The following is a 22,011-nucleotide window of genomic DNA, read 5'->3' as shown; positions in this document are numbered from 1 at the left end:
TTGGCTGCCAAGAAAAAACCTGCACCCAAGCGTGGCGCCAGCCGTTACCAAGCTCCTGCGAAGCAACCGATTCCGGGCTGGCTGTGGATGGCCATCGGCCTCACGGTCGGCGCGTTCATCGTGTTCCTGATGAAGCTCGAGCCGGGCAAGGGTAGCGACACGGTCAAGCGTGAGAAGGTCGAACAGGCGCAACAGCAGAAAGCGTCGAAGATCGCCGAGGCCAACAAGACTCCGCCGAGTCCGACTCAGCCAGTGAAGCCGAAGTACGACTTCTACACCCTGCTGCCGGAATCGGAAGTGATCGTGCCGCCTGACGCCGTGCCGGAGAAGACCTTGCCGACGCCACAAGTGCCGGCCATCCCGACCACGCCGGTGACCCCGGCGGAAGCGGCGAAGATCGACACCGCGCGCGCTCAGGCAGCGTTGGCCGGGATTACCCCACCGCCCGCGCCACCCGTGAGCAAAGCCGCGCCGGTGACCAAGTTCTTCCTGCAGGCCGGTTCGTTCCGCAAGGAAACCGATGCCGACAAAGTCCGCGCGCAGATCATTCTGCTCGGTCAGGCGGTAGCGGTTGAGTCCGGCACGGTGAAGGATGAAACCTGGTATCGCGTGTTGGTCGGGCCGTTCAGCAACCGCGAACAACTGACCACGGCACAGAAACAACTGGCCGGCGCCGGCTTCAGCAACCTGTTGTTACAACAACGCCAAAGCCGCTGACCCTCGGCCGATCATTCCCACGCTCTGCGTGGGAATGCCTCAAGGGACGCAGAGCGTCCCGGGCTGCTTTCCCACGCAGAGCGTGGGAACGATCAAATACAAGACACCGCTCGTCCCCTCTCCTGCGCTACGGTTGAAATCCTCTCCAGCACCCCCATATGAATGGGCATAAGGCACTTTCGCCCCGCTGTGTGGAGACTCTTCCCTTGACCACCATCGTTTCAGTCCGCCGTCACGGCAAAGTCGTCATGGGCGGCGACGGCCAGGTTTCTCTCGGCAATACCGTGATGAAAGGCAACGCGAAAAAAGTCCGTCGCCTGTACCACGGCCAGGTCATCGCCGGTTTTGCCGGTGCCACCGCTGACGCCTTTACCCTCTTCGAACGTTTCGAAGGCCAGCTCGAGAAACATCAGGGCCACCTGGTACGCGCCGCTGTCGAACTCGCCAAAGAATGGCGCACCGACCGCTCCCTGAGCCGCCTCGAAGCCATGCTCGCGGTTGCCAACAAAGACGCTTCGCTGATCATCACCGGCAACGGTGACGTGGTTGAACCCGAAGATGGCCTGATCGCCATGGGTTCCGGCGGCGCCTACGCGCAAGCCGCCGCCAGCGCGCTGCTGAAAAAGACCGACCTGTCGGCCCGTGAAATCGTCGAAACCGCCCTCGGCATCGCCGGCGACATCTGTGTATTCACCAACCACACTCAGACCATTGAGGAGCAGGATCTCGCTGAATAAGCCTGACGCGGCCCTGTGCCACGGCTTGTTTCTGCTTGAGGACCGTCAATTATTATGTCCATGACTCCCCGCGAAATCGTCCACGAACTCAACCGCCACATCATCGGCCAGGACGATGCCAAGCGCGCCGTCGCGATTGCCCTGCGCAACCGCTGGCGCCGCATGCAGCTGCCTGAAGAGCTGCGTGTTGAAGTGACCCCGAAGAACATCCTGATGATCGGCCCGACCGGCGTCGGTAAAACCGAGATCGCCCGTCGTCTGGCGAAACTGGCCAACGCGCCGTTCATCAAGGTCGAAGCGACCAAGTTCACCGAAGTCGGCTACGTTGGCCGTGACGTCGAATCGATCATCCGTGATCTGGCCGACGCCGCGATCAAGATGCTCCGCGAGCAGGAAATGACCCGCGTGCGCCATCGCGCCGAAGACGCTGCCGAGGATCGTATCCTCGACGCACTGCTGCCGCCGGCACGCATGGGCTTCAGCAATGAAGAAACCCCAAGCAGCGATTCCAACACCCGTCAGCTGTTCCGCAAGCGTCTGCGCGAAGGTCAGTTGGATGACAAGGAAATCGAAATCGAAGTCGCCGAAGTGGCCGGCATCGAGATCGCCACGCCGCCAGGCATGGAAGAGATGACCAACCAGTTGCAGTCCTTGTTTGCCAACATGGGCAAGGGCAAAAAGAAAGCCCGCAAGCTCAAGGTCAAAGAAGCGCTGAAGCTGGTGCGCGACGAAGAAGCCGGGCGTCTGGTCAATGAAGAAGAGCTGAAAGCCAAAGCGCTGGAAGCGGTTGAACAGCACGGCATCGTGTTCATCGACGAGATCGACAAAGTCGCCAAGCGTGGCAACGTTGGCGGCGCCGATGTGTCCCGTGAAGGCGTGCAGCGCGACCTGCTGCCGCTGATCGAAGGCTGCACCGTCAACACCAAACTGGGCATGGTCAAAACCGACCACATCCTGTTCATCGCTTCCGGTGCTTTCCACTTGAGCAAGCCGAGCGATCTGGTGCCTGAGCTGCAAGGTCGTCTGCCGATCCGCGTCGAACTCAAGGCCCTGAGCCCGTCGGACTTCGAACGTATCCTCAGCGAACCGCATGCCTCGCTCACCGAGCAATATTGCGCACTGCTGAAAACCGAAGGCCTGAACATTCAGTTCGAGCCCGAAGGCATCAAGCGTCTGGCGGAGATCGCCTGGCAGGTCAACGAGAAGACCGAGAACATCGGTGCCCGTCGTCTGCACACACTGCTTGAGCGTCTGCTTGAAGAGGTGTCGTTCAGCGCCGGCGATCTGGCCAGCACGCACGATGAGAAGCCGATTCTGATCGACGCCGAATACGTCAACAGCCACCTCGGCGAATTGGCGCAGAACGAAGACCTGTCCCGTTATATCCTGTAGGTCACCGTCCCTGTAGGAGCTGCCGCAGGCTGCGATCTTTTGATCTTTGATTTTTAAAAGACAAGATCAAAAGATCGCAGCCTGCGGCAGCTCCTACAGGGTGTTCCTCTAGTCGGATGACCTGCAATGACTACTATCCCCACCGACATCAAACTGCACAAAGCCTCGAAAACCCTGACGCTCACCTACGCGTCCGGCGAGGAATACACCCTGCCCGCCGAATTCCTGCGCGTGCATTCCCCCTCCGCCGAGGTCCAGGGCCACGGCAAACCGATCCTGCAATTCGGCAAGCTCAACGTCGGCCTGAGCAAACTGGAACCGGCCGGTCACTACGCACTGAAACTGACCTTCGACGACGGTCACGACAGCGGCTTGTTCACCTGGGATTATCTCTACGAGCTGGGGCGACGTTATGACGCACTCTGGGCCGATTATCTGGCCGAGCTCAAAGCGGCGGGCAAGACCCGCGATCCGAACGAGTCAGTCGTCAAGCTGATGCTCTAGCTCGTGCCTTGCGCTCATTAGAGGGCATTTTCTAAATTCATCTGTTTGAATGCTCTGCTGTGTGGCCGAGGATCGGCCCGCTTGCGAAAAAAATTAAACTCGGGTAACCAATGGAGCTGGCAAGTTCCCTGCAGTGCTCTACGACTGTAAAGCAGCTATGCAGAATTAACGGTCACCCGAGCAGTAGTACCTGGCATTGGCTGTGGAACTGCACAGCAGAAAACCGGGTACTCGTCTCAGGACAATGGAGCGTCGTAGATGAGTAACAAGAATAACGATGACCTGAAGTACCAAGCCTCGGAAAACACCCTGGGGCTTAATCCCGTCGTTGGGCTACGCGGAAAGGATCTGCTGGCCTCTGCTCGTATGGTGCTGAAACAGGCCATCAGACAACCGATCCATAGCGTCAGGCACGTTACCCATTTCGGCCTCGAACTGAAGAACGTGCTGTTTGGTAAATCCGAACTGCAACCGGCTGGCGATGACCGTCGCTTCGCCGATCCTGCGTGGAGCCAGAACCCGCTCTACAAACGTTATCTGCAAACTTACCTGGCGTGGCGCAAGGAACTCCATGCCTGGATCGATGACAGCAGCCTGTCACCCAAAGACATCGCCCGCGGCCACTTCGTCATCAATCTGATGACCGAAGCCATGGCCCCGACCAACACCGCGGCCAACCCCGCAGCGGTCAAACGCTTCTTCGAAACCGGTGGCAAGAGCCTGCTCGATGGCCTCTCGCATCTGGCCAAGGATCTGGTCCACAACGGCGGCATGCCGAGCCAGGTCAACATGGGCGCGTTCGAGGTCGGCAAGAGCCTCGGCGTCACCGAAGGCGCGGTGGTGTTTCGCAACGACGTGCTGGAGCTGATCCAGTACAAGCCGATCACCGAGCAGGTCCACGAGCGTCCACTGCTGGTGGTGCCGCCACAGATCAACAAGTTCTACGTATTCGATTTGAGCCCGGACAAGAGTCTGGCGCGCTTCTGCCTGCGCAATAACGTGCAGACGTTTATCGTCAGCTGGCGCAACCCGACCAAGGCGCAGCGCGAGTGGGGCCTCTCGACGTATATCGATGCGCTGAAAGAAGCGGTCGACGTGGTCACCGCGATCACCGGCAGCAAAGACGTAAACATGCTCGGCGCCTGCTCCGGCGGCATCACCTGTACCGCCCTGCTCGGCCACTACGCGGCGATCGGCGAGAAGAAGGTCAATGCCCTCACGCTGCTGGTCAGCGTGCTCGACACGACACTGGACAGCGACGTCGCCCTGTTCGTCGACGAGCAGACCCTGGAGACCGCCAAGCGCCACTCGTACCAGGCCGGCGTGCTCGAAGGCAAAGACATGGCCAAGGTCTTCGCGTGGATGCGTCCCAACGACCTGATCTGGAACTACTGGGTCAACAACTACCTGCTCGGCAACGAGCCGCCGGTGTTCGACATCCTGTTCTGGAACAACGACACCACACGGTTGCCCGCCGCATTCCATGGCGACCTGATCGAGATGTTCAAAAACAATCCACTGATTCGCCCGAATGCACTGGAAGTGTGCGGCACGCCGATTGACCTCAAGCAGGTCACCGCTGACATCTTCTCGCTGGCCGGCACCAACGACCACATCACACCGTGGAAGTCCTGCTACAAGTCGGCGCAGTTGTTTGGTGGCAAGGTCGAGTTCGTGTTGTCGAGCAGCGGGCATATCCAGAGCATTCTGAACCCGCCAGGCAACCCGAAATCGCGTTACATGACTGGCGAAGAAATGGCGGCCAATGCCGATGAGTGGCAAGAGAACTCGACCAAGCACACCGATTCCTGGTGGCTGTACTGGCAGGCGTGGCAGGCCGAGCGCTCGGGCAACCTGAAAAAGGCCCCGCTGAAACTGGGCAACAAGGCGTATCCGGCGGGTGAAGCATCGCCGGGCACTTACGTTCACGAGCGGTAACTGACACCACCACACCCCGTGTAGGAGCAGCCTTCGGCAGCTCCTACACGGGGTGTGGTGAATTTAAATCCACAGGGCCTGACGCATGCCGCAACCGTTCATATTCCGTACCGTCGATCTGGATGGCCAGACCCTCCGCACGGCGGTACGCCCCGGCAAGCCTCACTTGACGCCCTTGCTGATTTTCAACGGCATCGGCGCCAACCTGGAGCTGGTTTTTCCGTTTGTCGCGGCGCTGGACCCGGATCTGGAAGTGATCGCCTTCGACGTGCCCGGTGTCGGCGGTTCCTCGACGCCGAACCGACCGTATCGCTTTCCCGGGCTGGCCAAGCTGACGGCGCGGATGCTCGATTACCTCGACTACGGTCAGGTCAACGTCATCGGCGTGTCGTGGGGCGGTGCGCTCGCGCAGCAGTTCGCCTACGACTACCCCGAGCGTTGCAAGAAACTGGTGCTGGCGGCGACCGCGGCCGGTGCGGTGATGGTGCCGGGCAAACCGAAAGTGCTGTGGATGATGGCCAGTCCGCGGCGCTACATTCAGCCTTCCCATGTGATCCGCATCGCCCCGCTGATCTACGGCGGCTCGTTCCGTCGTGACCCGACGCTGGCGGCCAGCCACGCCGCGAAAGTGCGTTCGGCGGGCAAGCTCGGTTATTACTGGCAACTGTTCGCAGGCCTCGGCTGGACCAGCATTCACTGGCTGCACAAGATCCACCAGCCGACGCTGGTGCTGGCCGGCGATGACGATCCGCTGATCCCGCTGATCAACATGCGCATGCTCGCCTGGCGCATTCCCAACGCCCAACTGCACATCATCGACGACGGTCATCTGTTCCTGATTACCCGTGCTGAAGCGGTGGCGCCAATCATCATGAAATTCCTCCAGGAGGAACGTCAGCGCGCGGTGATGCACCCGCATCCGACACCGCTGGGCGGTTAACCCCGGCGGCAGGCTTTATGCAGGCCTTTGGCAAAGAGTGCGCGGCAGGACGCCGCGCAGGCAGCAACCCGCAACAGCGTCTATGGTGTTCTGGTTCGGTGAGTTTGTTTTTGGCCTGAAGACGAAGGAGTGTTGAGTCATGCGCGACAAACCAGCGACGGGCGGAGTGCCCAGCCCCGCCGTGTTCATCAACGCACAAAGTGCGATCACCGGCCTGCGTGGCCGGGACCTGATCTCGACCTTGCGCAGCGTCGCCGCCCATGGCCTGCGCAATCCGATTCACAGTGCGAAGCACGCGTTGAAACTCGGCGGTCAATTGGGCCGCGTGCTGCTCGGCGAAACCCTGCACCCGACCAATCCGAACGACAGCCGCTTCGCCGATCCGGCGTGGAGCCTCAACCCGTTTTACCGGCGCAGCCTGCAGGCCTATCTGGCCTGGCAAAAACAGGTCAAAAGCTGGATCGATGAAAGCAACATGAGCCCGGACGATCGCGCTCGTGCACACTTCGCCTTCACCCTGCTCAACGACGCCGTGGCGCCGTCGAACACCTTGCTCAATCCGCTGGCGGTCAAGGAGCTGTTCAACTCCGGCGGGCACAGTCTGGTGCGCGGCCTCAGTCACCTGTTCGATGACTTGCTGCACAACGACGGCCTGCCACGTCAGGTGACCAAACAAGCCTTTGAGGTCGGCAAGACCGTCGCCACCACCACCGGCTCGGTGGTGTTTCGCAACGAAATGCTGGAGCTGATCCAGTACAAACCGATGAGCGAAAAGCAGTACGCCAAGCCGCTGCTGGTGGTGCCGCCGCAAATCAACAAGTACTACATTTTCGACCTGAGCCCACACAACAGCTTCGTCCAGTACGCACTGAAGAATGGCCTGCAAACGTTCATGATCAGTTGGCGCAATCCGGATGTACGTCATCGCGAATGGGGCCTGTCGACCTACGTCGAAGCGGTGGAAGAAGCGATGAACATCTGTCGGGCGATCACCGGCGCCCGCGAGGTCAACCTGATGGGCGCCTGCGCCGGCGGGCTGACCATCGCCGCCCTGCAAGGCCATTTGCAGGCCAAGCGGCAACTGCGACGGGTCTCCAGCGCGACCTATCTGGTCAGTTTGCTCGACAGTGAAATCGAAACCTCAGCCACGCTGTTTGCCGATGAACAAACCCTCGAAGCCGCCAAGCGCCGCTCCTACCAGAAAGGCGTACTCGACGGTCGCGACATGGCCAAGGTCTTCGCCTGGATGCGCCCCAACGATTTGATCTGGAGCTACTTCGTCAACAACTACCTGTTGGGCAAAGAACCGCCGGCCTTCGACATCCTCTACTGGAACAACGACAACACGCGCTTGCCCGCCGCGTTCCACGGTGACTTGCTGGACTTCTTCAAGCACAACCCGTTGACCCATCCGGGCGGTCTCGAGGTGTGCGGCACACCGATCGATTTGCAGAAAGTCACCGTCGACAGCTTCAGCGTGGCTGGCATGAACGACCACATCACCCCGTGGGACGCGGTGTATCGCTCGACCCTGTTGCTCGGCGGCGAGCGACGTTTCGTGCTGTCCAACAGCGGTCATGTGCAGAGCATCCTCAACCCGCCGAGCAACCCGAAAGCCGCCTACGTCGAGAACGCCAAGATGAGCAGCGACCCGCGTGCCTGGTACTACGACGGCAAGCACGTCGACGGCAGTTGGTGGCCGCAGTGGCTGGAATGGATTCAACAGCGCTCCGGGGCGCAGCACGAAACCTCGTTCACCCTTGGCAACCCGAACTATCCACCGATGGAGGCCGCGCCCGGTACTTACGTGCGTGTGCGCTGACGCTTAACCGAACTTTTCTAAGAAGACTGGATGAAAACCCGCGACCGGATTCTCGAATGTGCTTTGCAACTGTTCAACGAAAAGGGCGAGCCGAATGTCTCCACCATGGAGGTGGCCAATGAAATGGGGATCAGCCCGGGCAACCTCTACTACCACTTCCACGGCAAGGAACCGCTGATTCTCGGGTTGTTCGAACGCTTCCAGAATGAACTGGCGCCACTGCTTGATCCGCCATCGGATGTGGAACTGGCACCGGAGGATTACTGGCTGTTTTTGCATTTGATCGTCGAGCGGTTGGCGCAATATCGGTTTTTGTTTCAGGACCTGTCGAACTTGGCCGGACGCTTGCCGAAGCTGGCCAAGGGCATTCGTCATCTGCTCAATGCGTTGAAGCGCACGCTGGCGTCGTTGTTGGCGCGGTTGAAGGCTTCGGGGCAGTTGGTCAGTGATACGCAGGCGTTGGGGCAACTGGTGGAGCAGATCACCATGACGTTGCTGTTCTCGCTGGATTATCAGCGGATTCTGGATCGTGAGGGTGAGGTCAGGCTGGTTGTGTACCAGATCATGATGCTGGTGGCACCGCATCTGCTGCCGCCGGTGAAGGTCGCGACCGAAAGAATGGCTTTGCAATACCTTGAAGATCACGACTGAATTAAAAGCCCCTCACCCTAGCCCTCTCCCGGAGGGAGAGGGGACTGACCTTATCGTCTTGCGCTATACGGCGACCTGAAAAATCGAGTCGATTATGGATTCAATACGACACTTTCAGGTCAGTGTAAGACTGAAGCATCCCCGTATCGGTCCCCTCTCCCTATGGGCGGTCCGACGTTTCGGGAGGGCTAGGGTGAGGGGCTGTTGGAATTCAGATACAAAAACGCCCGACCTTCACAGGCCGGGCGTTTTCTTTTGCCCTGAAGAATCAGGACTGACTGGTTGGCGTCGACGGCGTCGATGCAGCAGTCGGGGTGGCCGCCGGAGTCGGTGCTGCGGCGGAGTTCGACGCACTTACCGGAGCTGCCGGAGTGGCCGGTTTGGCTGCAGCAGGTGCGGCCGGTTTCGGCGCGGCGGCTTTCGCTGCGGCCGGTTTTTTCACGGCAGGCTTCTTCGCCGCAGCGGGTTTGGCCGCAGGCTTGGCAGCCGGTTTGGCGGCAGCGGTTTTCGCGGCTGGCTTGGCGGCTGGTTTCGCTGCCGTTTTGGCCGCAGGTTTTGCTGCCGGTTTGGCGGCGGCTTTGGCAGCAACCGGTTTGGCTGCAGCTTTAGCAGCTGGCTTGGCCGCTGCGGTTTTTGCTGCAGGCTTGGCCGCTGCTTTAGCTGCGGGTTTAGCCGCTGCTTTTGCCAGTGGCTTGGCAGCGGATTTTGCCGCTGGTTTGGCCGCCGCAGTTTTCGCTGCCGGTTTTGCCGCAGCGGTTTTCGCCGCCACAGGTTGAGCCTTCAGACCGGTGAGTTTTTCGATCTGTTTGGTCAGTGTGTCGACCTTGCTGTTAAGTGCCTTGACCTCATTGCGGCTCGGTACACCCAGGCGCGAAATCGCGCTGTTCAGGCGCTTGTCGAAAGCCCCTTCCAGCTCGTCCCACTTGCCCAGTGCGCGATCTTTCACGCCGCTGATGCGCGACTTGGCCGAAGAAGCAGAGTCCTTGGCGGCATCGACTTTTTTGCCGACTGCGGACTTGGTGAGCTTCTCGGCTTTCTCGCCGTCTTTGACCAATGTATCGAAGAGCTTGCTGCCGTCAGTGTCGATCTTCGAGTACACGCCTAAACCAGCCAGCCAGATTTTGCGGGAGTAGTCTTCGACTTTCCCGATCCACGAGCTGCCTTCTTTATCGGTGTTCTTTTTACCAGCCATCCCGTTCTCCTTAAGATTTACGCGCGACGCGTTCGAGCAATGCCGTCAGCTCATCGAGCTTAGCAGAGAGTGTCTCAACGTCATGTTTAGACGGAATGCCGATACGATTCAAGGCGCTTGCTACACGGGAGTCGAACGCCTTCTCGACCTTGTCGAGCTGAACTTCGACACGACCTTTGAAAGAACTCACTTCGCTCTTGGCTTCATCGATCTCGGCGTTGGCCGCTTCGAGTTTTTCGGTGACGGCTTTTTTGCCTTTCTTTTCAACAGCTTGACCAGCCTTGATCAACTCTTGAAAGTAGTCGCTGCCCTCTTGGCCGACCTTGGCGTAGGCACCCAGGCCTGCCAGCCAGATCTTGCGGGCATAGGATTTGACGTCGCTCAGAGCAGAAGTCGAAACGTCGATTTTTTTCTTCAAAATAACTTTGGCCATGGTGCACCTCACGCGCAGAAGGTTTGAGGAACTGCCCGGGAAAGTGTCGGGCTCAGGCACAAAGTAGGCAGAAAAATTAGAAACGGCACCCTAACAACTGACATGAATCGGTGGTGCCTGAATGAAAAGATCGCAGCCTTCGGCAGCTCCTACAGGGGAATGTGTACGTCTGTAGGAGCTGCCGAAGGCTGCGATCTTTTGATGTTCAAACCAAAGCTTTGTCGAGGGCTTTTTCGATTTCGGCTTTGATCATGCCGCTCATGGCCGACATCATCAGGCCCAGCTCAACGTCGACCTTGATCGAATCGTCCGCCACATGCACCGCGCCTTTCACGCCCGAGCGCTTGAGGTTCAGGGTGTCGCCGGACCATTGCGGCTCCAGGCCATATTGCTCGGAGAGTTTTTGCGCCAGCTTGTCGGCCTTCTCGCGGGCGGCTTCCTTACCCAGATTGTGGGCACGCTCAACAGTGATTTTGGCCATTGATTGACTCCTGTTTTTTGAATGGGGCGAAAAAGATGTGTCGGTAAATCTTGACCGCCGCTGCGGCAAATCGTCCCGAGGGTTGCCCATCTTACCTTTAGCCATTCCAAGACAAAGCATGGCTTGGGGATTAGAATGTCGCGCATTCTCTTTTGGTGACAGCGATATGACTGATCAGCGCAAAGGCAGCGATGCCGAACCCACCACTCACTTCGGCTTCAAAAACGTTCCGGAAAGCCAGAAAGCGGAAAAAGTCGCTGAGGTTTTCCACTCGGTAGCCGCCAAGTACGACCTGATGAACGACCTTCTGTCGGGCGGCATGCACCGTCTGTGGAAGCGTTTCGCGATCGAACTGTCGGGCGTGCGCAGCGGTAACCGCGTGCTGGACATCGCCGGCGGTACCGGTGACCTGACCAAAAAGTTCTCGCACCTGGTCGGCCCGACCGGTCAAGTGGTGTTGGCCGATATCAACGAATCGATGCTCAAGGTCGGTCGTGACCGCCTGCTCGATCTGGGTGTCGCCGGCAACGTCGAATTCGTTCAGGCGGACGCGGAAAAACTGCCGTTCCCGGACAATCATTTCGACTGTGTGACCATCGCCTTCGGCCTGCGCAACGTGACGCACAAAGAAGACGCCCTGCGCTCGATGCTGCGCGTACTCAAGCCGGGCGGTCGTCTGCTGGTGCTGGAGTTCTCCAAGCCGACCAACGCGCTGATGTCGAAAGCCTACGACGCCTATTCGTTCGCCTTCATGCCACTGATGGGCAAGCTGATCACCAACGACTCGGAAAGCTATCGCTACCTGGCCGAATCGATCCGCATGCACCCGAATCAGGAAACCCTGAAGTCGATGATGGTCGACGCCGGTTTCGACCGCGTGACCTATCACAACATGACCGCAGGCATCGTCGCCCTGCACCGCGGCATCAAGCCCTGATGTTGCTCACCGGGCTGCTCGCCAGCGTTGAACTCGGCCTCAACCGGGTGCTGCGTCTCGACAGCACGGCGCTGCCGCGGCTGGCGCATTTGACCGGCAAGGTGATTGCCGTCGACTGCCGCAGCCCGGCGCTGCAACTGTTCATTCTGCCGAGCGACGAAGGTTTGATGCTGGCCTCGCACTGGGAAACCGGTGTCGACTGCACCCTGCGCGCGCCGGCCTCCAGCCTGATCAAACTGGCCGTGAGCAAAGACAAGACCGCGGTGTTGCACGCCCCGGAAGTCGAGCTCGATGGCGACAGCGGCGTGCTGCTGGAGCTGGCCGGTGTCCTGCAAGACCTTGAGCTGGACTGGGAGTACGAACTCTCGCGCTGGCTCGGCCCGGTCACCACGCAACTGGTCGGTGGCCATCTGCGCAGCCGCGCGCGCTGGTATCAACAAGGATTTGCCAGCCTCAACCAGAACCTCGCCGAATACCTCGCCGAAGAATCGCGCACCCTCGTCGGGCAGCGCGAAGCCGAAGCGCGGTTCAGCGAACTGGACCGGATCAAACTTGATCTGGAACGTCTCGAGGCGCGTTTCGAGCGCCTTTCCCGATCCCTCGACCCAAGCGATAACGCATGAAGCTGCTCGCCGTCCGCCGTCTGTTGCGCATCCAGTCTGTCGTGATCCGCTACCGCCTCGATGACCTGCTGTTCGATCTGCCGCTGCCCTGGTTCCTCCTGGCGCTGCGCTATGTGCTGCCGTGGCGCTGGTTCCCGCGCAAGCCGCTGGACCTGAGCCGTGGCGCGCGTCTGCGTCTGGCGTTGCAGGATCTCGGGCCGATTTTCATCAAGTTCGGGCAGATTCTCTCGACCCGCCGCGACCTGCTGCCGGAAGACATCGCCGATGAGCTGATGCTGTTGCAGGACCGTGTGCCGCCGTTTGACTCGCAACTGTCGATCAAGCTGATCGAAGAACAACTGGGCAAGAAAATCAGCGACGTGTTCAGCCGTTTCGACGTCGAGCCGCTGGCCTCAGCCTCGGTTGCGCAGGTGCATGCCGCGCAGCTGAAAACCGGCGAAGAAGTCGTGGTCAAAGTGATCCGCCCGGGCCTGAAGCCGATCATCGCGCAGGATCTGGCGTGGCTGTTCATCCTCGCCCGCGCCGCCGAAAAACTCTCGGCCGACGCGCGTCTGCTGCACCCGGTCGACGTGGTCCAGGACTACGAAAAAACCATCTACGACGAACTCGACCTGCTGCGCGAGGCGGCCAACGCCAGCCAGTTGAAGCGCAACTTCGAAGGTTCGCCGCTGCTCTATGTACCGCAAGTGTATTGGGACTGGTGCCGGCCGAAAGTGCTGGTGATGGAGCGCATCTACGGCATTCAGGTCACCGATCTGGCGACCCTCGCCGATCAGCGCACCGACATGAAAATGCTCGCCGAGCGCGGTGTGGAAATCTTCTTCACCCAGGTATTCCGCGACAGTTTCTTCCATGCCGACATGCACCCGGGAAACATTTTCGTCAGCACCGTCAACCCGTGGAGCCCGCAGTACATCGCGATCGACTGCGGCATCGTCGGCAGCCTGACCCCGGAAGATCAGGATTATCTGGCGCGCAACCTGTTCGCCTTCTTCAAGCGTGACTACCGTCGTGTGGCGCAACTGCACATCGACTCGGGCTGGGTGCCGGCGGAAACCAAACTCAACGAATTCGAAGCGGCGATCCGCACCGTGTGCGAACCGATCTTCGAAAAACCGTTAAAAGATATTTCATTTGGCCAAGTGCTGATGCGCCTGTTCCAGACTGCACGGCGCTTCAATATGGAAGTGCAACCGCAACTGGTGCTGCTGCAAAAGACCCTGCTGAACATCGAAGGCCTCGGCCGTCAGTTGTATCCGGATCTGGATCTGTGGAACACCGCGCAGCCATTCCTCGAACGCTGGATGCGCGAGCGCGTCAGCCCCAAAGCCTTGCTGGGCAACGTGCAGAGCCAGTTCGAACAACTGCCGCATCTGGCCAACATGGCCCGCGACCTGCTCGAACGCATGTCGCAACCGCACGCCTACGATCCACCGCCGCCATGGCATAAACGCAAGGACGACTGGTTCCTGCGCTTGCTCGGTTGCGCGCATCTGGCCGGCGGGGTGATCCTCGCTATCGGTGGCCCGCTTAACGAGTTGGGGCATTGGCCTGCGGGAATCATGGTGGCAGTCGGCTTGTATCTGGTCGTTCGCCGATAGCCAGTTTCGTGATCGGCTGGCACACTGTTTCAATGCCTGAACCCGACTATTGAAGTGTGGGGTTCGCTGTCGGAGTCGAAGATGAAAAACTGGCTGGACGAGATCAAGTGGGACGCTGATGGCCTGGTGCCGGCGATTGCCCAGGATCACAAGACCGGACGCGTGCTGATGATGGCTTGGATGAACCGCGAAGCGCTGGAACTGACCGCCGCGGAAAACCGTGCAATCTACTGGTCACGTTCCCGTGGCAAGCTGTGGCGCAAGGGCGAGGAGTCAGGGCATGTGCAGACGCTGCATGAGATGCGTCTGGACTGTGACGCCGACGTGATCATCCTGATGGTTGAACAGATCGGCGACATCGCTTGCCATACCGGCCGTCAAAGCTGCTTTTACCGTGTCTTCGAGAACGGCGACTGGAAAACCGTCGACCCGGTCCTGAAAGACCCGCACGCTATCTATTCCGCAGGACACAAACATGAGTGACACCCTGACCCGCCTGGCCGAAGTGCTCGAAGAGCGCAAAGGCGCAGCCGCCGACAGCTCCTATGTGGCCAGTCTGTATCACAAGGGTTTGAACAAGATTCTGGAGAAAGTCGGCGAAGAGTCGGTCGAAACCATTATTGCCGCCAAGGACGCCGCGATCAGTGGCGACTGCAGCGACGTGATCTACGAGACCGCCGACCTGTGGTTCCACAGCATGGTCATGCTCGCCCAACTGGGGCAGCATCCGCAGGCCGTGCTGGATGAACTGGACCGTCGCTTCGGCCTGTCCGGACACGTCGAGAAAGCCTCGCGTCCGTCCGCCTGAACAACTTTTAGAGAGGAACAGCAACATGGGCATTTTTGACTGGAAACACTGGATCGTCATTCTGGTTGTCGTGGTGCTGGTGTTCGGCACCAAGAAACTGAAAAACCTCGGCACCGACGTTGGCGAGTCGATCAAGGGCTTCCGCAAAGCCATGAACGACGATGAAAAACCGGCTGCCGATCCAACCGTGACACCTGCGCAGCCAGTGCCACCGGTGCAGCCGCAAGCCACCGCTCAGGCCAACCCGCCGCACACCATCGACGTGCAGGCGCAGAAAGTCGAAGAGCCGATCCGCAAAGACGTGTGAGCACTGACTAATGTTTGGTATCAGCTTCTCTGAACTGCTGCTCGTCGGCCTCGTCGCCCTGCTGGTGCTGGGCCCCGAGCGTCTGCCGGGCGCTGCACGCACCGCCGGCCTGTGGGTCGGTCGGCTGAAGCGCAGCTTCAACGCGATCAAACAGGAAGTTGAACGTGAAATCGGTGCCGACGAGATTCGTCGGCAACTGCACAACGAGCACATTCTGTCGCTGGAGCAGGAGGCGCGGAAGATTTTCTCGCCGGTTCAGCAGGAGCCGACGCCGGTTGAGCATGTGGGTCAGCAGACGATTCATGCGCCGACTGCACCCGTCGCGCCTGCTCCGACACCTGCACCTGCTGCCGTTGTAGCGCCGGCAGAACCAGCGCCTGCACAAACCTCGGTTGAACACGTAGCCCCAACCGCCGCGCCGATTACACCCGCGCCTCACGACCCAACATTGCCGCCGCGAGCCCCATGAGCGATCTCCCCGAAAACGACCAGCACATGCCGCTGGTTTCGCACCTCACCGAGTTGCGCACCCGCCTGCTGCGTTGTGTGGCGGCGATCTTCATCATCTTCGCCGGGCTGTTTGCGTTCACCCAGCAGATCTACACCTTCGTCTCGACGCCGCTGCGCCAGTACCTGCCGGTCGGCGCGACGATGATCGCCACCGACGTGTCGTCGCCGTTCCTGACGCCGCTGAAGCTGACGATGATGGTCTCGCTGTTTCTCGCGATCCCGGTGATCCTGCATCAGATCTGGGGCTTTATCGCGCCGGGCCTGTACAAGCATGAAAAGCGCATCGCGGTGCCGCTGCTGGTTTCCAGCATCTTGCTGTTCTATACCGGCATGGCGTTCGCCTATTACTTCGTGTTCCCGCTGATCTTCAAATTCTTCGCTGCGGCCACCCCGGCCGGCGTGGAAATGATGACCGACATCGCCAGTTACCTCGATTTCGTCATGACGCTGTTCTTCGCCTTCGGCGTGGCGTTCGAGATTCCGGTGGCCGTGGTGCTGCTGGTGTGGATCGGTGTAGTCGACGTCGCCTACCTGAAGAAAATCCGCCCGTACGTGATCATCGGCTGCTTCGTGGTCGGCATGATCCTGACGCCGCCGGACATCTTCTCGCAAACCCTGCTGGCCGTGCCGATGTGGATGCTGTTTGAAATCGGCATTCTGTTCGGTGGCCTGATCAGCAAGCGCGAACGCCCGGACGAGAACCCGGCCGACGACCACAACGACCAGCCACCAGCGACCCAGGCATGAACCTGCTGTTGCTCGAAGAGGCCGATTTCATTGCGGCCGACCGCGTGGTGCTGCGTGATCGCCGCTTGACGCACATGCAGGAAGTTCATCGTTCGGAAGTCGGTGACAGCCTGCGCGTCGGGCGCATCAACGGGCTGATGGGTTCGGCTGAACTGCTGCGTCTGGAACCGGGTGAAGCGGAGCTGCGTGTCAGCCTCGATCAGCCGCCACCGGCCAAGCTGCCACTGACGCTGGTGCTGGCCCTTCCGCGCCCGAAGATGCTCCGCCGGGTGTTTCAGACCGTGGCGACCATGGGCGTGTCGAAGGTGATCCTGGTCAACAGCTACCGGGTCGAGAAGAGTTTCTGGCAGACGCCGTTTCTTGAGCCGGAAGCGATTCGCGAAAATTTGATCCTCGGCCTCGAACAGGCCCGCGACACCGTGCTGCCGGAAATCATCATCGAGAAGCGCTTCAAGCCATTCGTTGAAGACCGGCTGCCGGCGATTACCGAAGGCACCCTCGGGCTGGTCGGCCATCCCGGCAACTACCCACCGTGCCCGCGCGCGCTCAGCGAACCGGTGACGCTGGCCATCGGCCCTGAAGGCGGCTGGATTCCTTACGAAATCGATCTGCTGGCCAAGTCCGGCCTGCAACCGGTGCAACTCGGCGAGCGCATCCTGCGCGTCGAAACCGCCGTCACCGCCCTGCTCGCCCGTCTCTTCTAACCAAACACAGCTCCCCTGTGAGCTGCCGCAGGCTGCGATCTTTTGATGTTGTTTTTAGAAGCAAGATCAAAAGATCGCAGCCTACGGCAGCTCCTACATTGATACCGTGCGGTTCCGGTGGATAAATGGTGTTACAGATTGCCATCATTCGGCCGATACCCTCCCCATAAGTCCAATTAGTGGTCCGAAGGGAGTGGTCGCATGTACCGTTGGTTAGCCGAGAGTCTTGGAAACGTCAGCGTCAAACGCAAGCTGGGCATCGGTTTCGGCCTGGTGCTGTTGCTGACACTGTTGATCACCTTCACCGGCTGGACCGGCATGAGCGGCATTATCAGCCGCGGTGACAAACTCGGCTTTATCTCCAGTCTCAACGAGCTGACCAAGGACCTGCGCCTGGCGCGCATGGACTACGACATGCGGCGCGGCGAACAGGGACCGGGCACCGTCAACGAATTCCTCAGCAAACTCGAAAGCGGTCTGCAATCGGCACGCGGCATGATCGAGCAGCCGTCCGATGTGGCGATGGTCGATCAACAATTGGCTGCCGTGGCCGAATACAAACGTGCCTTCGGCGAAATGACCCAGGCCACCGTGCAGCGTGAAGACGCACGCAGCAAACTAGGCGCCAATGCCGACAATGCCGTGGCCAAGGTCGGCGAGGTCGAGAGCGCGCTGCTACAAGGCGACAGCGTCGCGCAATACAACGCGGTGATCGAACTGAGCAAACTGCTGCAGCAAGCGCGATATCAGGTGCGCGGTTACACCTACAGCGGCAAGGCCGATGCCGAGCAACCCGCCCTGACCGCGATCGACAATGCCCTGAAAAACCTCGAAAGCCTGCCGTCCCGCGTCCCAGACCAGCATATCGCCAACCTGCAGCAAGCCACCGACTCGCTCAAGGCTTACCGTGCAGCCGTTGCGCAATTTCGTGATTCTCAAGTAAAAAACGCTGCAGCACTGGCCAACATGTCTGCTCAGGGCGACATTTTGATCGCCGTCAGCAAGAAACTGACTGAATCGCAGACCGTGGTTCGGGACACTGACGCCGCACGTGCCAAAAACCTGCTGCTGATCGCCACCGCACTGGCCGTCGCATTCGGCCTGCTGGCCGCCTGGGCGATCACCCGGCAGATCATCATTCCGCTGAACCAGACCCTGAAAGTCGCCGAGCGCGTGGCCGCCGGCGACCTGACCCACAACCTCGTTTCCCTGCGTCGCGACGAACTCGGCCAACTGCAACGCTCGATGCAGAGCATGACCCAAGGCCTGCGTGAACTGGTGGGCGGCATCAGCGATGGCGTCACTCAGATTGCCAGCGCTGCCGAAGAACTCTCAGCGGTGACCGAGCAAACCAGCGCCGGGGTCAATAATCAGAAAATCGAGACCGATCAGGTCGCCACCGCCATGAATGAAATGGCCGCCACCGTGCAGGAAGTCGCGCGTAACGCCGAGGAAGCCTCCGAAGCCGCCGTGGCTGCTGACCAGCAGGCCCGCGAAGGGGACAAGGTCGTCGGCGAAGCGATCGCGCAGATCGAGCGTCTGGCGGTTGAGGTTGGTCATTCCACCGAAGCCATGGGCGAACTCAAGCGCGAAAGCGACAAGATCGGCAGCGTCCTCGACGTGATCAAGTCGGTGGCGCAGCAAACCAACCTGTTGGCCCTCAACGCGGCCATCGAGGCGGCGCGTGCCGGTGAAGCCGGGCGTGGGTTTGCCGTGGTGGCCGATGAAGTGCGCAGCCTCGCGCAGCGCACGCAGAAGTCCACCGAAGAAATCGAAGAGCTGATCGTCGGCCTGCAGAACGGCACCCAGCAAGTGGCAACGATCATGGACAACAGCCGCACCCTGACCGACAGCAGCGTTGAGCTGACCCGTCGCGCGGGCGGGTCGCTGGAAAGCATCACCCGCACGGTTTCGGCGATTCAGGCGATGAACCAGCAGATTGCCGCAGCGGCCGAGCAGCAGAGCGCGGTGGCAGAAGAGATCAACCGTAGCGTGCTGAATGTGCGGGATGTGTCGGATCAGACGTCGGCGGCGAGTGAAGAGACCGCGGCGTCCAGCGTTGAGCTGGCGCGCCTGGGTACTCACTTGCAGATGCTGGTGGGGCGCTTCAAGGTTTGAGGTGATTCATCCACCTCGGTTCGCTCTGAACCGAGGTGATGCTATCGCTGGCAAGCCAGCTCCCACAGTGAATGGGTTGAACACAAACTTTGTGATCGACTACAAACCCTGTGGGAGCTGGCTTGCCAGCGATGGCGGCCGAGAGAACGCCGCAGTTACAGAACCTGACGCAGGAAGGCCTGCGCACGCGGATCCTTCGGTGTATCAAAGAATTCGGCAGGCGCGGCATCTTCCAACAGCTTGCCGTGATCGAAGAACAACACCCGATCCGCCACTTCCCGGGCAAAGCCCATTTCGTGGGTCACGCAAACCATGGTCATGCCTTCCACGGCCAGGTTCTTCATCACGTCCAGCACCTCACCGACCATCTCCGGGTCGAGGGCTGAGGTCGGCTCATCGAACAACATCACCTTCGGCTCCATCGCCAGCGCCCGGGCGATCGCCACGCGCTGTTGCTGACCGCCGGACAGACGTGACGGAAACTCGTTGGCCTTCTGTGCAATCCCGACCTTTTTCAGCAACTCCATAGCCTTGGCTTCGCGCTCTTTCTTGCCGCGCTTGCGCACGACTTTCTGCGCCAGACAGAGGTTTTCCAGCACGGTCATGTGCGGGAACAGGTTGAAATGCTGAAAGACCATGCCGACTTCGCGGCGATAGGCGTTGACGTCGGTTTTCGGGTCGGCCAGTTGCAGGCCGTCGATGCTCACCGAGCCGGAATCGAACTCTTCCAGGCCATTGAGGCAACGCAGGAAGGTCGACTTGCCGGAACCCGACGGGCCGATCACTACCAGCACTTCGCCCTTGGCGACTGTGGTGCTGACGTTATCCACCGCACGCACCACTTGCCCACGGGTGTCGAAGACTTTTACCAGATCGCGGACTTCAATCACTTTGCGCGAGCCTCCGCTCAAGCCGGCTGGCGATTTTCGACAGCGGCAGGTTGATCAACAGGTACAGACCGGCGACGCAGAACAGAATCTCGAACGGCGAGAACGAGGTGGTGATGACTTCACGGCCGCTTTTCAGCAGCTCGGTGATGGCAATTACCGACACCAGCGAGGTGTCCTTGACCAGACTGATGAACTGCCCGGCCAGCGGCGGCAGCACGCGTTTAAATGCTTGCGGCAGCACAACGTGACGCATCGATTGACCGGCACTCAGACCAAGCGAACGCGCCGCTTCGTTCTGGCCACGGGCAATCGATTGCACGCCGGAACGGATGATCTCGGCCACGTAGGCACCGGTGAACAGCGACAGCGCGGCGATCCCGGCAAATTCGCGGGACAGGTTCATCACCGTGCCGATGAAGAAGTAGAAAATGAAAATCTGTACCAGCAGCGGCGTGCCGCGTACCAGTTCGACGTAAATGGTCGAGAGGTCGCGCAGGGTCGGGTTGCTGGACAGACGGCAGAGGCCGGTGACCAGACCGATCAGCAAACCGAGAATGCCGGAGACCACCGACAGCCAAAGTGTCGTCCACAACCCCCACAGCAGCGGTCCTGCCGCCCAATGCCGGGTCACGCCCACGACGTCGCCTTCGGCCACATCGTCGCCCTGAGCGAATTGCAGGCTGTTCTCGTCGACGGTCAGGTGCTGCTCGTCACCGGCGTCATTGCGCAGGGTGACTTGCGCGCTGCTGCCCTTGCGCACGAGTTCGGTGACGGTGGAAATGTCAGTGGCACGCTGGGTTTCTTCGGCCTGATAGGCGAAGTACTGCGGCACGCGGTTCCAGCGCCATTCGTAGGACATCAGCGACGTCGCGTAATACAACGCGCCCGCCAGGCCGACCAGCACCAGCACGGTGAGTACGTGCCAGGGCCATTGGGCTTTTTTCTGTTTCATTGCAGGTTCTCGGATGATCGTTCCCACGCTCTGCGTGGGAATGCCGCTCGGGACGCTCTGCGTCCCTGCCTGTTCGTGACGCGGAGCGTCACAGGATGCGTTCCCACGCGGACGGTTCGACGCCTCGACGTGGAAACGATCAGCGGATGCGCGTTATTCCATGTCCTTGAGCCACTCGGTGCTCTTGAACCACTTGTCATGGATGCGATCGTAGGTGCCGTCTTCGTGGATCTGGTGCAGGAAGTTGTTGATGAAGTTGAGACTGTCGTAGTCACCCTTCTTCAGACCGAAGGCCAAAGGCTCGTAGGTGAACGGCTTGTCGAGGAACACCAGTTTGCCGGCACCAACCTTGGTCACCGCGACGACGTTGTACGGCGCGTCATAGATGAAGGCATCAGCCTTGCCGTTGACCACGTCGAGCACCGCTTCCTGCTCATTGTCGTAGCCGTGGTACTTGGCCTTGGAGATGAGCTTCTTGGCGACCATTTCGCCGGTGGTGCCGAGCTTGGAGGTGATGCGGTAGTCGGCGGTGTTCAGGTCTTTGTACGACTTGATAGTGCCTTCCAGCTCCTTGCGGATCAGCAGGGTCTGGCCGACCACGATGAACGGTTCGCTGAAATTCAGGCGCAGGTTGCGCTCCTGAGTCAAGGTCATGCCGCTGCCGATCATGTCGAACTTGTCGGTCATCAGCGCCGGGATGATGCCGTCGTAGCCGGTCGAAACCAGTTCCAGTTTGACGCCCATGGCCTTGGACATGGCTTTGAGGATGTCGACTTCGAAACCGATGATTTCGCCGCGCTTGTTGGTCATTTCGAACGGCATGTAGGTCGGATCCATACCGACTTTCAACGTGCCGCGCTTGACCGCGTCATCGATTGCGCCAGCCTGCGCCGCATTGACTGCAACCAGTGCCGTGACGCCGACCAGCAGCATCGACAGATACTTCTTCATCTTCAAGTCCCCAAAACCATTGCGTGTGCGGCGCGAAAACCAACAGTGACAGGCAA

Annotated in this window: 24 protein-coding genes and 1 pseudogene; 19 read left to right on the top strand and 6 right to left on the bottom strand. The window is 60.0% G+C overall.

The window, feature by feature from the left end:
- From ACZZ0A_RS27775 to ACZZ0A_RS27740, 8 genes are all read left to right on the top strand, one after another.
- The gene (locus tag ACZZ0A_RS27775; RefSeq protein ID WP_007909385.1) at window positions 1–717 is read left to right on the top strand and encodes an SPOR domain-containing protein; all 717 of its coding nucleotides are present in this window, start codon (window positions 1–3) and stop codon (window positions 715–717) included.
- Between the two features lie 206 nt (window positions 718–923).
- Window positions 924–1,454 carry an ATP-dependent protease subunit HslV gene (gene hslV, locus ACZZ0A_RS27770; protein WP_003186641.1) on the top strand — a complete coding sequence of 177 codons (531 nt, stop codon included), beginning with the start codon at window positions 924–926 and terminating at the stop codon, window positions 1,452–1,454.
- Between the two features lie 54 nt (window positions 1,455–1,508).
- Window positions 1,509–2,846, top strand: a complete 1,338-nt coding sequence (gene hslU, locus ACZZ0A_RS27765; RefSeq protein ID WP_007909384.1) for an ATP-dependent protease ATPase subunit HslU — start codon at window positions 1,509–1,511, stop codon at window positions 2,844–2,846.
- Window positions 2,847–2,972: 126 nt separating this feature from the next.
- Window positions 2,973–3,350 (top strand): gamma-butyrobetaine hydroxylase family protein, encoded by a 378-nt coding sequence (locus tag ACZZ0A_RS27760; protein WP_007909382.1) that lies wholly within the window; start codon window positions 2,973–2,975, stop codon window positions 3,348–3,350.
- Window positions 3,351–3,608: 258 nt separating this feature from the next.
- Entirely contained in the window at window positions 3,609–5,288 is a 1,680-nt protein-coding gene (phaC, locus tag ACZZ0A_RS27755; protein ID WP_007909380.1) for a class II poly(R)-hydroxyalkanoic acid synthase, read from the top strand.
- Window positions 5,289–5,373: 85 nt separating this feature from the next.
- Entirely contained in the window at window positions 5,374–6,228 is an 855-nt protein-coding gene (phaZ, locus tag ACZZ0A_RS27750; RefSeq protein ID WP_007909378.1) for a poly(3-hydroxyalkanoate) depolymerase, read from the top strand.
- Between the two features lie 139 nt (window positions 6,229–6,367).
- Window positions 6,368–8,050 carry a class II poly(R)-hydroxyalkanoic acid synthase gene (phaC, locus tag ACZZ0A_RS27745; RefSeq protein WP_123375585.1) on the top strand — a complete coding sequence of 561 codons (1,683 nt, stop codon included), beginning with the start codon at window positions 6,368–6,370 and terminating at the stop codon, window positions 8,048–8,050.
- Between the two features lie 30 nt (window positions 8,051–8,080).
- Complete coding sequence (locus ACZZ0A_RS27740) at window positions 8,081–8,701, top strand: TetR/AcrR family transcriptional regulator (protein WP_095187463.1); 621 nt, start codon at window positions 8,081–8,083, stop codon at window positions 8,699–8,701.
- Window positions 8,702–8,969: 268 nt separating this feature from the next.
- On the opposite strand, the gene ACZZ0A_RS27735 is transcribed toward ACZZ0A_RS27740, so the two are convergent.
- The 3 genes from ACZZ0A_RS27735 to ACZZ0A_RS27725 form a co-directional block, all read right to left on the bottom strand.
- The gene (locus ACZZ0A_RS27735; RefSeq protein ID WP_007909367.1) at window positions 8,970–9,893 is read right to left on the bottom strand and encodes a phasin family protein; all 924 of its coding nucleotides are present in this window, start codon (window positions 9,891–9,893) and stop codon (window positions 8,970–8,972) included.
- A 10-nt stretch (window positions 9,894–9,903) separates the two neighbouring features.
- The gene (locus ACZZ0A_RS27730) at window positions 9,904–10,326 is read right to left on the bottom strand and encodes a phasin family protein (RefSeq protein WP_160055074.1); all 423 of its coding nucleotides are present in this window, start codon (window positions 10,324–10,326) and stop codon (window positions 9,904–9,906) included.
- 205 nt (window positions 10,327–10,531) lie between these two features.
- Window positions 10,532–10,807, bottom strand: a complete 276-nt coding sequence (locus ACZZ0A_RS27725; protein ID WP_007909364.1) for a polyhydroxyalkanoic acid system family protein — start codon at window positions 10,805–10,807, stop codon at window positions 10,532–10,534.
- A gap of 166 nt (window positions 10,808–10,973) precedes the next feature.
- On the opposite strand from ACZZ0A_RS27725, the gene ubiE reads away from it, so the two are divergent.
- The 11 genes and pseudogenes from ubiE (at window position 10,974) to ACZZ0A_RS27670 (ending at window position 19,162) form a co-directional block, all read left to right on the top strand.
- Window positions 10,974–11,744, top strand: a complete 771-nt coding sequence (gene ubiE, locus ACZZ0A_RS27720; protein ID WP_008080626.1) for a bifunctional demethylmenaquinone methyltransferase/2-methoxy-6-polyprenyl-1,4-benzoquinol methylase UbiE — start codon at window positions 10,974–10,976, stop codon at window positions 11,742–11,744.
- Window positions 11,744–12,367 carry a ubiquinone biosynthesis accessory factor UbiJ gene (locus ACZZ0A_RS27715; RefSeq protein ID WP_414916164.1) on the top strand — a complete coding sequence of 208 codons (624 nt, stop codon included), beginning with the start codon at window positions 11,744–11,746 and terminating at the stop codon, window positions 12,365–12,367. Before ubiE ends, ACZZ0A_RS27715 begins: the two co-directional genes overlap by 1 nt.
- Complete coding sequence (gene ubiB / locus ACZZ0A_RS27710; RefSeq protein ID WP_007909358.1) at window positions 12,364–13,968, top strand: ubiquinone biosynthesis regulatory protein kinase UbiB; 1,605 nt, start codon at window positions 12,364–12,366, stop codon at window positions 13,966–13,968. Before ACZZ0A_RS27715 ends, ubiB begins: the two co-directional genes overlap by 4 nt.
- A gap of 81 nt (window positions 13,969–14,049) precedes the next feature.
- Complete coding sequence (gene hisI, locus ACZZ0A_RS27705; RefSeq protein WP_007909357.1) at window positions 14,050–14,451, top strand: phosphoribosyl-AMP cyclohydrolase; 402 nt, start codon at window positions 14,050–14,052, stop codon at window positions 14,449–14,451.
- Window positions 14,444–14,776 carry a phosphoribosyl-ATP diphosphatase gene (locus tag ACZZ0A_RS27700; protein WP_007909355.1) on the top strand — a complete coding sequence of 111 codons (333 nt, stop codon included), beginning with the start codon at window positions 14,444–14,446 and terminating at the stop codon, window positions 14,774–14,776. The genes hisI and ACZZ0A_RS27700 overlap by 8 nt, the downstream gene beginning before the upstream one ends.
- 25 nt (window positions 14,777–14,801) lie before the next feature.
- Window positions 14,802–15,083 carry a twin-arginine translocase TatA/TatE family subunit gene (locus tag ACZZ0A_RS27695; RefSeq protein WP_003220847.1) on the top strand — a complete coding sequence of 94 codons (282 nt, stop codon included), beginning with the start codon at window positions 14,802–14,804 and terminating at the stop codon, window positions 15,081–15,083.
- 10 nt (window positions 15,084–15,093) lie between these two features.
- On the top strand, window positions 15,094–15,552 hold the full coding sequence (tatB, locus tag ACZZ0A_RS27690; RefSeq protein ID WP_414895019.1) for a Sec-independent protein translocase protein TatB: 459 nt from the start codon (window positions 15,094–15,096) through the stop codon (window positions 15,550–15,552).
- The gene (gene tatC, locus ACZZ0A_RS27685) at window positions 15,549–16,340 is read left to right on the top strand and encodes a twin-arginine translocase subunit TatC (RefSeq protein ID WP_007909342.1); all 792 of its coding nucleotides are present in this window, start codon (window positions 15,549–15,551) and stop codon (window positions 16,338–16,340) included. Before tatB ends, tatC begins: the two co-directional genes overlap by 4 nt.
- Window positions 16,337–17,044, top strand: a complete 708-nt coding sequence (locus ACZZ0A_RS27680) for a 16S rRNA (uracil(1498)-N(3))-methyltransferase (protein WP_007909339.1) — start codon at window positions 16,337–16,339, stop codon at window positions 17,042–17,044. Before tatC ends, ACZZ0A_RS27680 begins: the two co-directional genes overlap by 4 nt.
- Before the next feature lie 201 nt (window positions 17,045–17,245).
- Window positions 17,246–18,307: pseudogene (locus tag ACZZ0A_RS27675) on the top strand (methyl-accepting chemotaxis protein); the annotation flags it as partial.
- A complete protein-coding gene (locus tag ACZZ0A_RS27670; RefSeq protein ID WP_371857741.1) occupies window positions 18,290–19,162 on the top strand; it encodes a methyl-accepting chemotaxis protein in 873 nt (290 codons plus the stop codon). The pseudogene ACZZ0A_RS27675 and the gene ACZZ0A_RS27670, both read left to right, overlap by 18 nt.
- A gap of 155 nt (window positions 19,163–19,317) precedes the next feature.
- Here the strand turns inward: ACZZ0A_RS27670 and ACZZ0A_RS27665 are convergent, their stop codons facing one another.
- The 3 genes from ACZZ0A_RS27665 to ACZZ0A_RS27655 form a co-directional block, all read right to left on the bottom strand.
- The gene (locus ACZZ0A_RS27665) at window positions 19,318–20,052 is read right to left on the bottom strand and encodes an amino acid ABC transporter ATP-binding protein (protein WP_007909337.1); all 735 of its coding nucleotides are present in this window, start codon (window positions 20,050–20,052) and stop codon (window positions 19,318–19,320) included.
- Window positions 20,045–21,004 carry an amino acid ABC transporter permease gene (locus tag ACZZ0A_RS27660; protein ID WP_463543996.1) on the bottom strand — a complete coding sequence of 320 codons (960 nt, stop codon included), beginning with the start codon at window positions 21,002–21,004 and terminating at the stop codon, window positions 20,045–20,047. The genes ACZZ0A_RS27665 and ACZZ0A_RS27660 overlap by 8 nt, the downstream gene beginning before the upstream one ends.
- A gap of 153 nt (window positions 21,005–21,157) precedes the next feature.
- Window positions 21,158–21,955, bottom strand: coding sequence for a transporter substrate-binding domain-containing protein (locus tag ACZZ0A_RS27655; protein WP_034152980.1), 798 nt, complete (start codon window positions 21,953–21,955; stop codon window positions 21,158–21,160).
- Between the last annotated feature and the right edge of the window lie 56 nt (window positions 21,956–22,011).

The organism is Pseudomonas sp. AC242 (assembly GCF_979258655.1).
This window is presented reverse-complemented; position numbering and strand designations above follow the sequence as displayed.